This is a genomic window from Streptomyces odontomachi (assembly GCF_024435355.1).
In the GTDB taxonomy this organism is placed as follows: Bacteria; Actinomycetota; Actinomycetes; order Streptomycetales; family Streptomycetaceae; genus Streptomyces; species Streptomyces odontomachi.
Window position 1 is genome coordinate 18,368 of the sequence record NZ_JAMJWG010000045.1, and the last position, 12,464, is coordinate 30,831.

The following is a 12,464-nucleotide window of genomic DNA, read 5'->3' on the forward strand; positions in this document are numbered from 1 at the left end:
ACCCGGGGCGCTCCGCGATCACGGCCCGGCCCGTTGTCAGTGGCCGGGTGCAGGATGGACACCATGGCAAGGTCAGCGCGCGGCGCACTGGACGGCTTCTCTCCCGCGACCCGCGGCTGGTTCACGGGAGCCTTCTCCGCGCCCACCGACGCCCAGGCCGGCGCGTGGCGCGCCATCGGCGCGGGCTCCGACGTGCTGGTCGTCGCGCCGACCGGCTCCGGCAAGACCCTCGCCGCGTTTCTCGCCGCGCTGGACCAGCTGGCGTCGAGCCCGCCGCCCGCGGACCCGAAGCAGCGCTGCCGGGTGCTGTACGTGTCCCCGCTGAAGGCGCTCGCCGTCGACGTGGAGCGCAATCTGCGCAGCCCGCTGACCGGCATCCGCCACGAGGCGGTACGGCTCGGCCTGCCGGAGCCCGAGGTCCGGGTGGGCATCCGCTCCGGGGACACCCCGTCGGCCGAGCGGCGCGCCCTGGCCACCCGCCCCCCGGACATCCTGATCACCACGCCGGAATCGCTGTTCCTGATGCTGACCTCGGCCACCCGCGAGGCCCTGACCGGCATCGACACGGTGATCCTGGACGAGGTGCACGCGGTCGCCGGCACCAAGCGCGGCGCCCACCTCGCCCTGACCCTGGAGCGCCTGGACGCCCTGCTGCCCAAGCCGGCGCGCCGCATCGGCCTGTCGGCGACGGTGCGCCCGGTGGACGAGATCGCCCGCTACCTCTCGCCGCACCGCAAGGTGGAGATCGTCCAGCCACCGTCGGGCAAGGAGTTCGACCTGTCCGTGGTCGTCCCCGTGGAGGACCTGGGCGAGCTCGGCGGTTCCCCCGTGTCCGACGACCAGGAGGGCGCGGACCGGCCGTCGATCTGGCCGCACGTGGAGGAGCGGATCACCGACCTGGTGCAGGCCCACCGCTCCACGATCGTGTTCGCGAACTCCCGCCGGCTGGCCGAGCGGCTGTGCAATCGGCTCAATGAGATCGCCTACGAGCGTGCCACCGGCCTGCCCCTCGAGGAGGCGCACGCCCCGGCCCAGCTGATGGGCGGCTCGGGCGCCGCCCAGGGCGCTCCCGCGGTCATCGCCCGCGCCCATCACGGCTCGGTCTCCAAGGAGCAGCGCGCCCAGGTGGAGGAGGACCTCAAGGCGGGCCGGCTGCCCGCCGTGGTGGCCACCTCCAGCCTCGAGCTGGGCATCGACATGGGCGCGGTGGACCTCGTCGTCCAGGTGGAGTCACCGCCGTCGGTGGCCTCCGGGCTGCAACGCGTGGGACGCGCCGGGCACCAGGTCGGCGCGGTCTCCACCGGTGTGGTGTTCCCCAAGTACCGCGGCGATCTCGTGCAGTCGGCGGTCGTCACCGAGCGGATGCGCACCGGCTCCATCGAGGCGCTGCGCATCCCCGCCAACCCGCTGGACGTCCTGGCACAGCAGCTGGTGGCCATGACCGCCATGGACACCTGGCAGGTCGACGACCTGCTGACCCTGGTACGCCGGGCGGCCCCGTTCGCCGCGCTGCCCGAGTCGGCGTTCACCGCCGTCCTGGACATGCTCGCGGGCCGCTACCCGTCGGACGCCTTCGCCGAGCTGCGCCCGCGCGTGGTGTGGGACCGGATCGCGGGCACCGTCACCGGCCGCCCCGGGGCGCAGCGGCTCGCCGTGACGTCCGGAGGCACCATCCCCGACCGGGGCCTGTTCGGGGTCTTCCTCGCCGGTGCCGACCCGAAGAAGGGCGGAGGCCGCGTCGGCGAGCTGGACGAGGAGATGGTCTACGAGTCGCGGGTCGGTGATGTCTTCACCCTCGGCACCACCTCGTGGCGCATCGAGGACATCACCCGTGACCGCGTGCTGGTCTCCCCCGCCCCCGGGGTGCCCGGCCGGCTGCCGTTCTGGAAGGGCGACCAGCTCGGCCGCCCTCTGGAGCTGGGGCGTGCGCTCGGCGCGTTCCTGCGCGAGGTGGGGGCGCTGCCCAAGGACGACGCCCGGCTGCGGCTGCTGGCCGCGGGGCTCGACGCCTGGGCGGCGGACAATGTCCTCGCCTACCTCGACGAGCAGCGCCAGGCCTGCGGCCATGTGCCGGACGACCGCACCATCGTGGTGGAGCGCTTCCGCGACGAGCTGGGCGACTGGCGGGTCGTCGTGCACTCCCCGTTCGGCGCCCAGGTGCACGCCCCGTGGGCGCTCGCCCTGGGGGCCAGGCTCACCGAGCGATACGGCATGGACGCCCAGGTCATGCATGCCGACGACGGCCTGGTGCTACGGCTGCCCGACGCCGACCTGATGGGTCTGGACCTGCTCGACGCCGAGCCCGCCAAGCAGGGCACGGAGTACGACCCGGAGCAGGCCCCGATCGGCGCCGCCGACGTCGTCTTCGACAAGTCCGAGGTCGACCGGATCGTCACCGAGCAGGTGGGCGGCTCGGCCCTGTTCGCGGCCCGGTTCCGCGAGTGCGCCGCGCGCGCCCTGCTGTTGCCCCGCCGCAGCCCCGGCAAGCGCACCCCGCTGTGGCAGCAGCGCCAGCGGGCGGCACAGCTGCTGGAGGTGGCGAGCGACTTCGGCTCCTTCCCGATCGTCCTGGAGGCCGTACGCGAATGCCTCCAGGACGTGTTCGACGTCCCCGGGCTCGCCGAGCTGATGGGTGACGTCGAATCCCGCAAGGTGCGCCTGGTGGAGGTCACCACCCAGCAGCCGTCGCCGTTCGCCCGCTCGCTGCTCTTCGGCTACGTGGCCCAGTTCCTCTACGAGGGCGACTCCCCGCTCGCCGAGCGCCGCGCCGCCGCCCTGTCGCTGGACTCCCGGCTGCTCGCCGAACTGCTGGGCCAGGCCGAGCTGCGTGAGCTCCTTGACGCTGACGTGCTGACCGAGCTGGAGCGCGAGCTCCAGTGGCTGACCGACGACCGCCGGGTGAAGGACTCCGAGGGCATCGCCGATCTGCTGCGGGTACTCGGCCCGCTCACCGACGCCGAGCTGGTCGAACGCGGCGCGCGGCCGGAGTGGGCCGAGGAGCTCACCGCCGCCCGGCGCGCCATCCGGGTACGCATCGCGGGCCGCGAGCACTGGGCCGCCGTGGAGGACGCCGGCCGGCTGCGGGACGCCCTCGGGACCGCCCTGCCCGTCGGCGTCCCGGAGGCGTTCACGGAGCCGGTACGCGACCCCTTGGGCGACCTCCTGGCACGCTACGCACGCACCCACGGGCCGTTCACCTCCGCCACCGCCGCCGCCCGCTTCGGCCTCGGCACCGCGGTCACCGACGGCGCGCTGCACCAGCTCATGGCGGGCGGACGCCTCGTCCGGGGCGAGTTCCACCCCGCCGGAGTGGACCAGGAATGGTGCGATGCAACGGTCCTGCGCCGGCTACGGCGCCGCTCGCTGGCGGCCCTGCGGCACGAGCTGGAGCCGGTGCCGCCCGCCGCACTCGCCCAGTTCCTGCCCCAGTGGCAGCACCTCGGCCGGCACGGGCTGCGCGGTGTCGACGGGCTGGTGCGCGCGATCGAGCAGTTGCAGGGCGCGTCCGTGCCCGCCTCGGCCCTCGAGAAGCTGGTCCTGCCGTCGCGGGTGTCCGACTACCACCCGGCGATGCTGGACGAGCTCACCGCATCGGGCGAGATCGTGTGGGCCGGTGCCGGGGCGCTGCCGGGCAAGGACGGCTGGGTCAGCCTCTACCTCGCCGACACGGCACCGCTCCTGCTGCCGCCCCCGCACCCCCTGGAGCTCGCTCCCCTGCACCAGTCCGTCCTGGACGCGCTGTCCGGGGGATACGGCCTGTTCTTCCGGCAGATAGCCGACCGGGTACGCGCGGGCACCCACCCCGATGCGACCGACCCCGAGATCGCCGACGTGATCTGGGAGCTCGCCTGGTCCGGACGGCTGACGAACGACACGCTCGGCCCGATGCGTGCCCTGCTCGGTTCCGGTCGCACCGCCGGTGCCACCGCCCACCGCGCCAAGCGTGCGGTGCCCCGCGGGCGCTACGGCAGCCTCACCACCGCGGCAGCCCGCCCGACGTCCCGGCAGGGCCCGCCGACCGTCGCCGGCCGCTGGTCCGTGCTGCCGACCCGCGAGACCGACCCCACCGTGCGCGGCCACGCCCTGGCACACACCCTGCTCGACCGGCACGGCGTGGTCACCCGCGGCGCGGTCGCCACGGAAGGCGTCGAAGGCGGGTTCGCCGCGATGTACCGGGTCCTGTCCGCCTTCGAGGAGAGCGGCCAGGCCCGCCGCGGCTACGTCGTCGAAGGCCTCGGCGCCGCGCAGTTCGCCATGGACGGCGCGGTGGACCGGCTACGTGCCGTGGCCCACGCACGCGAGCGCGAGGAGCCCGTGCCGGACCCACCCGGCTGGAGCACGCCCGACGACTGGCCCGACGGTGCGACCGGGGACGACCACCCGGGCCCCGGCGAGGACCAACCGGACTGGGCCCCGGACTGGGCCACCGACATCTGGTCCGACCAGGCCTCCCCCGACGGCGGCGGGCCCGAAGCGCCACCCGGCACGGGCACGCGTCAGGGCGCCTATCAGGATGCCGCCGGTCGGCGCCCCCGGCGCTCCTCCGCACCCCGCGCCGTCCTGCTGGCCGCCGCGGACCCGGCGAACGCCTACGGGGCGGCCCTGCCCTGGCCGGAGCAGCCGACGGGCGCCGGGCACAAGCCCGGTCGTAAGGCCGGAGCGCTGGTCGTGCTCGTCGACGGCGAGTTGACGCTGTACATGGAGCGCGGCGGCAAGACCCTGCTGGCCTGGCCCGCGGACCCGGAAGCCCCCGGGCCCGAGGAGGACGCCCGCCTGGGCGCCGCAGCCGAGGCCTTCGCTTCCGCCGCACGCGCCGGCTCCCTCGGCACGGTCACGGTCGAGCGGATCAACGGTGCCGCCGCACTCACCTCGCCCCTGGGCACCCTCCTGGAAACCTCCGGTTTCCACGCCACCCCGAGGGGCCTGCGACTGCGGGCATAGCCGGATCCGGACCGCGGCCTGCCAGCGTCCTGGCTCGCGCCCGGCCGGCAGGGCACGCACGTCGTCCGCTCACACCAACCGCTCACAGGGAGCAGGCCCACGCCCGGTTCCCTCCGGACCGTCCCAGGCCCCATCCCCGCCCTCGCCCCACACGCGCCGGTCCGGACCGGACCGGACCGGCGACACCTCGGCACCCTCAGCGCCTCAGCACACCGAACAAGCCCTGGCAAGGCCACCGGGACCGGCCCAGGACGGCCATGCGGACACCACCCGTGCGACGCTTGGACCCATGCCCGAAGGAGACACCGTCTGGCAGGCCGCGCGACGGCTGCACCGCGCGCTCGCGGGGCGTGTGCTGGTGCGCTCCGATCTTCGTGTGCCGGCGCACGCCACGGCCGACCTCACCGGCCGCACGGTGCTGGACGTCACACCACGTGGCAAGCACCTCCTGACCCGGATGTCGGGCGGCCTCACCCTGCACTCGCACCTGGCGATGGAGGGCGCCTGGAAGATCTACCAGCCGGGAGAACGCTGGCGTGGCGGCCCCGGGCATCAGATTCGGGCGATCCTGGGCACCGACGGCCCCACCGCGGTCGGCTATCGCCTGCCCGTGCTGGAGCTGCTCCGCACCGGCGACGAACAGCGGGCCGTCGGCCATCTCGGACCCGACCTGCTCGGCCCGGACTGGGACCCGGACACCGCCCTGGCCCGACTCCGCCGCGATCCCACCCGGCCCCTCGGCGAGGCCCTGCTGGACCAGCGCAATCTCGCCGGCGTCGGCAACGTCTACAAGTCGGAGTTGTGCTTCCTCATCCGGGCCACCCCGTGGCTCCCCGTCGGCGATCTGCCCACCGAGGTGGCCGAACGGCTCGTCACCCTGGCGAAGCGGCTTCTGGAAGCCAATCGGGAGGAGCCCGCCCGATCCACGACGGGCCGCCGGGACCCACGACTGTTCGTCTACGGCCGCGCACCCCGCCCCTGCCTGCGGTGCGCCACCCCGATCCGGGTGGCCGACCAGGGCGGGGGACGTCGCCCCGGAAACGGGAGAGGCTCGAGCGAACGCCCCACGTACTGGTGCCCCTCGTGCCAACACGGCCCCGCCCCACGCCCGCGTGGCTCCACGAGCCCCACCCCGCGTGCCACGTCACGGAACTTCCCACCCGCAACCGGCAGCTCGCCCACCGATCGCGCACGATAACCGGATCGCGCCGGGAGAAGCCCTCAGAGGCGAGCTGCACCGCAGCCGCACGACCGGCGACCCCACAGGACTGCCCGAACCGACCGGCTGCCCCGACCGCCCCCACAACCGACAGCGCAACAACCGACGGCGCAACAACCGACAACACGAGGCCCCGGTCGGGGTGGACGGCGACACTGTGCTGTCCACCCCGACCGGGGCCTTCTCGTCTTCGCGGGCGTCCCGTCGGCCACGTCGCTTCACGTAAGCCGCGTACGGTACGCCGGTTCGCCACTGTCTGCTATATCTGTCCTACATCTGCCACATCTGTCAGGCCCGTTCGCATGCATGCCTGTTCGCATACGCGGTCCTTCGCGTGCGCAACCCGCACTGACGCGTACGCAACTCCCACCGGCCACACCCCGTACGGGTCCGGAGCCCACCCGGCCTGGGATCGAGATGCGTCTCAGGCCGCTACGACGTCCACCGCTTCGGCAGGCGCCTTGATGGTCACCCGCTCCGGTGGGACACCGGCCACGGAGACGGAATTCAGCATGGGGTGCACCGCGGTCGCCGGCACCGGCTCGGTGGCGGCAGCCGACTCGGCGAGCTCGGCAAGGGCGAGTTCATCGCTCACCTCGTGCATGAGCTCGGACATCCGTACGTCAAGCGCGTCGCAGATCGCGGAGAGCAGCTCGGAGGATGCCTCCTTCTGCCCCCGCTCCACCTCGGAGAGATAGCCGAGCGAGACTCGGGCGGATGAGGAGACTTCGCGCAGAGTACGGCCCTGGCGCTGGCGCTGCCGACGCAGCACGTCACCCAGCAGGCGACGGAGCAGGATCATCGGTGGCTCCCTCCTCGGACCGTGTAGCCGCTTCCGTTACGCCCCACCGTACCGCCTCCCGCAGCGGCTGTGCGGGGAGCGATGTCGTGTTCACTAAGGGCTGCAAACATCAAGTCCCCCCGAATCATTCCGTATCCTGTGTCCGCGCATTCTCTGGTCGTTCGCCGGAAAGCTGCCTGAGCAACAGTGTGAGCACGCTCCGTACAGTCTCCATACGGATTTCCGCTCGATCGCCGTTCAACCCCAGCTCAGCGACTTTCTCCTGACCTGAGGGCCCGCTGACCGCGATGAAGACCGTTCCGACGGGCTGCCCGTCCTGCGGTTCGGGACCGGCGACACCGGTCGTGGCCAGGCCCCAGTCGGTCTCCAGGACACCGCGCACACCCCGCGCCATCTGTAGCGCGACCTCGGGATCGACCGCGCCGCGCTCGGCCAGCAGGCCGCCTTCCACCCCCAGGACCCGGGCCTTCAGCTCCGTGGCGTAGGCGGTGACAGAGCCGCGAAAGGTCTTCGACGCGCCCGGTACGGCCGTCAGCTCGGCCGCCACCAGCCCTCCGGTCAGGGACTCGGCCACGGCCACGGTCTCGCCGCGTGCCACGAGGAGATCCACCAGCGCGTCCGCACCCGGTGTCATCGCGGTGGCTCCTGGCCGTGTCGCTCCCCCGAGGCAACCTCCGCCCGCGTCTCGGCGGCGACCGAGGACACCGCCGTCTCGCGTGCCGGCGCGTCGGCCACCGCCGCGGCGGCCTCCGGTCCCGCCTCCGCGGCGAGACCCGGTGGGTTTCCGGGCTCCGCTCCCTCGGCTGGGTCCAGGGACGCCGGGGCCGCTTCCGCCGCACCGGAGTCCGGCTCGCCCGCCACCACCGAAGCCGGCGCCACCGTCGCACCCGGCCGGGGGCCGGCGGTGGCGCGCTCCGCCCGTCGGCCCTGCCGGCGCAGCACTATCGCCTGCTTCACGTAGTCGATCCCGCTCACCACGGTCAGCACCACGGCGACCGCCATCACCCAGAACCGCAGGGTCGCGAGCGGCCCGGTCAGCGCAAGGACGTACATGCCCACCGCGACGCCCTGTGCCAGGGTCTTCAGCTTGCCGCCGCGGCTGGCCGGGATGACCCCGTGGCGGATCACCCAGAAGCGCAGCACGGTGATGCCCAGCTCACGGCCGAGGATGACGCACGTGACCCACCAGGGCAGGTCGCCGAGCGCGGAGAGGCAGATCAGCGCGGTGCCCATGATCGCCTTGTCCGCGATCGGGTCGGCGATCTTGCCGAAGTCCGTGACCAGGTCGTATGTACGGGCCAGATGGCCGTCGAAGAGGTCCGTGATCATGGCGACGGCGAAGGCGGCCCAGGCGAGGGAGCGCCACGCCGGGTCGTAGCCGCCGCCGGCCAGCATCAGGGCGATGAACCCGGGCACGAGCAGCAGCCGGATCATCGTGAGGAGATTGGCGACGTTCCACAGGCTGACGTGCCGCACGGCGGCGGGACCCGCCCGGCCGGGGGGCGCCGGACGGCCGGAGTCGCCCGCGGCGGTCGCCGGGACTCCGGTCATCTGCCTGCCTCCTCGATGCCCACGGGGCCTTCGACGACCTCGGCCACCAGGTCGACACCCTGGGTGCCGACCACCTTGGCGGCGACCATTCGGCCGACGGCCACACCGGCGGCGTCGCCGTCGCCCGTGAAGTACACCTGGCCGTCCGTCTCCGGCGCCTGGTGGGCGGCGCGGCCCGCTGCGGGCTCGTCGTCCGCCGCCGAACCCGTCGACTCGACCAGCACCTCGACCGTCTCGCCCAGCCGCTCTTCGGCGCGCTGCGCGGTCAGCTCCTCAGCGAGCCGGGTGAGGTGTGTCACCCGCTCGGCCACCACGTCCTCCCCGAGCTTGCCGTCGAATCCGGCGGCTTCCGTGCCGTCCTCGTCGGAGTACCCGAAGATGCCGATGGCATCCAGTCTCGCCTCGGTGAGGAAACGCTCGAGCTCGGCCAGGTCGGCCTCGCTCTCGCCGGGGAACCCGACGATGAAGTTGGACCGCACCCCCGCCTGCGGCGCCTTGCCGCGGATCTGGTCCAGCAGTTCCAGGAACCGATCGGTGTCGCCGAAGCGGCGCATGGCGCGCAGCACCCCGGGCGCCGAGTGCTGGAAGGACAGATCGAAGTAAGGGGCAACCTTCTCGGTGCAGGTGAGCACCTCGACGAGGTCGGGGCGCATCTCGGCGGGCTGGAGATAGCTCACCCGAACCCGCTCGATGCCGTCCACGGCGGCCAGCTCCGGCAGGAGCGTCTCGAGCAGCCGGATGTCGCCGAGGTCCTTGCCATAGGACGTGTTGTTCTCGGAGACCAGCAGGATCTCCTTGACGCCCTGCTCGGCCAGCCAGCGGGTTTCGTTGAGCACATCGGCGGGCCGGCGTGAGATGAAGGAGCCGCGGAAGGACGGGATGGCGCAGAAGGTGCAGCGCCGGTCGCAACCGGAGGCGAGCTTCACCGAGGCGACGGGAGAGCTGCCGAGCCGGTGCCGCAGCGGCGCACGGGGGCCGGAGGCGGGGGCAAGCCCCGGGGGCAGGTCCGCAGGGATCCGGTCGGCCTGCTCCGTCGCGTCCGCGTGCCCCGGCAGGGCCACGCTCGCGCCCGCCTGCTGGCGCTCCGCCGGGCTGATCGGCAGCAGCTTGCGACGGTCACGCGGGGTGTGGGAGGCGTGGATGCCGCCGCTGAGGATGGTCGTGAGGCGCTCGGAGATATGGCTGTAGTCGTCGAATCCGAGGACGCCGTCGGCTTCCGGGAGGGCCTCGGCGAGCTCCTTGCCGTACCGCTCGGCCATGCAGCCCACCGCCACCACGGCCCGGGTTCTGCCGTGCCCCTTCAGGTCATGGGCTTCCAGCAGCGCGTCGACGGAGTCCTTCTTCGCGGCCTCGACGAAGCCGCAGGTGTTCACGACGGCGACGTCTGCCGCCTCGGCGTCCTCGACAAGCTGCCAGCCGTCCGCCTCCAAGCGGCCTGCAAGCTCTTCCGAGTCCACCTCGTTACGGGCGCAGCCGAGTGTGACGAGAGCGACGGTACGGCGTTCAGGCATGCGCTCAGACTACTTCGTCATGCCGGCGACACCGGCCGCGAGGGCTCCGGGACATTCCTCCAAGCCCCTGCTCACCGCCGCACCAACGGCCTCCGGCGCCCCACGAACCGCTTCGGCGAACCCCCAGCAGCCACCGTCCTGCGCCCCGCGGGAGCCCAGGCCGGCCCCCGTGGGCCGCCCAGGCACCCGCCAGGCGTCAGCCGGCCTCGGGGTCGCCCTTGGTGTACGAAAGGCGCTGCACCTGACCGGGCTGGAACTTGTTGTCGATCTTCTTGCCGTTCACGTAGAGCTCTATGGAGCCGGCGTCCCCGAGGACGAGGTCGATCTTCTCGTTGTCCTGGAAGGTCTTCTTCTCACCCTTCTGCAGCACGCCGCCGAAGAGGAGCTGGCCGTTGTGGTCCTTGGCGGAGATCCAGCTGCGGCCGCCGGCCGCGTTCACCATCACGGTCACCTTGTCGCGCGGGGCGGCGGCGATGGCACTGTCGGTGGGGTCCGGGCTGGGGGCGGCGGGGGTGGTCTTGGAGGGCTTGGGCGCCGGCCGGCTCTCGGCCGGGTTGGCGCCCTTGGCGGTCTGCGTCTGGCTGCCCTGGTCGTGATGGGTGTTGACGAGGGTGAAGCCGACGAAGCCGATCACGGCGACGATCGCGGCGACCATGGCCGCCGTCCAGTTGGGGCTGCGCCGCTCCGGCCTGATGCGTTCCGCTTCGAAGAGCGGGGTGGCGGGCGTCGGGGTCTCCGGGGCGCCGTGCTCGGCGTCGAAACGCTCCAGGAGCGGCTCCGGATCGAGGCCCACGGCACGGGCGAGCGTCTTGACGTGCCCGCGGGCGTAGACGTCTCCACCGCACCGGCTGAAGTCGTCCTGCTCGATCGCGCGCAGGATCGGCACGCGGACCCGGGTGGCGGAGCTGACGTCGTCGACGGTCAGCCCGGCACGGGTGCGTGCGCGGTGCAGGGCGCGGCCGACGCCGAGCGCGCCGTCTTCATCCTCGAAAGGCTCGTCGTCATCGGCCTCCAGAAGCTCGTCGTCGGATGTCAAGAGCGCATGGTCGCCCGACCAAGCGGAATCGTCGCTCGCTTCACTGGCCGGACGCTCCGCATCGACCGACACCTGGTCGATTTTGTCCGGCTCGTGATCGTTTTCAGCCGATGAATGGTTTTCTTCCGCCGATGGGCGGTCTGCTTCAGGGGAGTTGCCGATGGACACGGGGGCGCCTTTCGAGCGTGTAGCCACCTGCTGGGCGTTCAGTTTATTGGGGGTGCGAGTGGGTGCGGCAACCGGGCAACGAGGGTCCATACGCTATCCGCATGGTCGTTTGCCCTGATGGAGGAAGTGATGGTGCGCCTCCCCTCAACTTGACGTATGCCGAGGCGAAACGGTTGCCCGCAGTCCCGGGCGGCCCCATCGACACTGCACGGGCCGGCACGCATGAGCCCCTCCCTCCCCCGCTGCCTTGCGGGTGTGGGGGGGGTACCCCCACCGCACCCCTGGGGTGTCGCAGGCATGAAGCAAGGACTCACAGGTGCCGTCCGGATGCGCCGTGGAAGAGCGGTGCACGACACCGCGCACATGATCGACGCACCTCGCATGCGCCGGATTGTGCGCCGTGTGCGACCTACCGACCGCCGTGAGCGCGGGTTCCGCTTCCCTTCACTTAGCTTCCCCTCGAATCGTGGCAAGCACTCCATCCAGGTCGTCGGCCTTCACAAGAACGTCACGTGCTTTGGAACCCTCGCTGGGTCCGACGATGTTCCGCGACTCCATCAGGTCCATCAGACGGCCGGCCTTGGCGAAGCCCACCCGCAGTTTGCGCTGGAGCATGGAGGTGGAGCCGAACTGGGTGGAGACCACGAGTTCGGCGGCCTGGCAGAGCAGGTCCAGGTCGTCGCCGATGTCCTCGTCGATCTCCTTCTTCTGCTTGCTGCCGACGGTGACGTCGTCCCGGAAGACGGGCGCCATCTGTTCCTTGCAGTGCCGTACGACCTGCGCGATCTCCTCTTCCGTGACGAAGGCGCCCTGCATGCGGACGGGCTTGTTGGCGCCCATCGGCAGGAACAGCCCGTCGCCCTTGCCGATCAGCTTCTCGGCACCCGGCTGGTCGAGGATGACACGGCTGTCGGCGAGCGAGGAGGTGGCGAAGGCGAGCCGGGACGGCACGTTCGCCTTGATCAGACCCGTGACGACGTCGACCGACGGCCGCTGCGTGGCCAGCACCAGGTGAATGCCGGCGGCACGGGCGAGCTGCGTGATGCGCACGATGGAGTCCTCGACGTCCCGCGGCGCAACCATCATCAGATCCGCCAGCTCATCGACGATGACCACCAGGTACGGGTACGGCTGGAGCTCGCGCTCGCTGCCCTCGGGTGTCGTCAGCTTGCCGCTGCGCACCGCCTGGTTGAAGTCGTCGATGTGCCGGTAGCCGAAGGCGGCGAGGTCGTCGTA

General features: G+C 72.2%; 8 protein-coding genes. 2 read left to right on the forward strand and 6 right to left on the reverse strand.

The features are described 5' to 3' along the window. The first annotated feature begins 63 nt into the window (after positions 1-63). Both NQO67_RS42130 and NQO67_RS42135 read left to right on the forward strand, forming a co-directional pair. Positions 64-4,941: an ATP-dependent helicase gene (locus NQO67_RS42130; protein WP_255955914.1), complete on the forward strand. Its 4,878-nt coding sequence runs from the start codon at positions 64-66 to the stop codon at positions 4,939-4,941. Between the two features lie 289 nt (positions 4,942-5,230). Further along, positions 5,231-6,139 carry an Fpg/Nei family DNA glycosylase gene (locus NQO67_RS42135; RefSeq protein ID WP_255955915.1) on the forward strand — a complete coding sequence of 303 codons (909 nt, stop codon included), beginning with the start codon at positions 5,231-5,233 and terminating at the stop codon, positions 6,137-6,139. A 445-nt stretch (positions 6,140-6,584) separates the two neighbouring features. On the opposite strand, the gene NQO67_RS42140 is transcribed toward NQO67_RS42135, so the two are convergent. From NQO67_RS42140 to NQO67_RS42165, 6 genes are all read right to left on the reverse strand, one after another. Then, positions 6,585-6,962 (reverse strand): helix-turn-helix domain-containing protein, encoded by a 378-nt coding sequence (locus NQO67_RS42140; protein ID WP_255955916.1) that lies wholly within the window; start codon positions 6,960-6,962, stop codon positions 6,585-6,587. 124 nt (positions 6,963-7,086) lie between these two features. Continuing rightward, a complete protein-coding gene (locus NQO67_RS42145) occupies positions 7,087-7,596 on the reverse strand; it encodes a CinA family protein (protein ID WP_255955917.1) in 510 nt (169 codons plus the stop codon). Continuing rightward, on the reverse strand, positions 7,593-8,513 hold the full coding sequence (pgsA, locus tag NQO67_RS42150) for a CDP-diacylglycerol--glycerol-3-phosphate 3-phosphatidyltransferase (protein WP_255955918.1): 921 nt from the start codon (positions 8,511-8,513) through the stop codon (positions 7,593-7,595). The genes NQO67_RS42145 and pgsA overlap by 4 nt, the downstream gene beginning before the upstream one ends. After that, positions 8,510-10,024 (reverse strand): 30S ribosomal protein S12 methylthiotransferase RimO, encoded by a 1,515-nt coding sequence (gene rimO / locus NQO67_RS42155; protein ID WP_255955919.1) that lies wholly within the window; start codon positions 10,022-10,024, stop codon positions 8,510-8,512. Before rimO ends, pgsA begins: the two co-directional genes overlap by 4 nt. A 196-nt stretch (positions 10,025-10,220) precedes the next feature. Further along, entirely contained in the window at positions 10,221-11,228 is a 1,008-nt protein-coding gene (locus NQO67_RS42160; RefSeq protein WP_374119303.1) for a helix-turn-helix domain-containing protein, read from the reverse strand. 444 nt (positions 11,229-11,672) lie between these two features. After that, positions 11,673-12,464 (reverse strand): DNA translocase FtsK (locus NQO67_RS42165; RefSeq protein ID WP_255955920.1); only part of this gene is annotated, 792 nt, incomplete at its 5' end.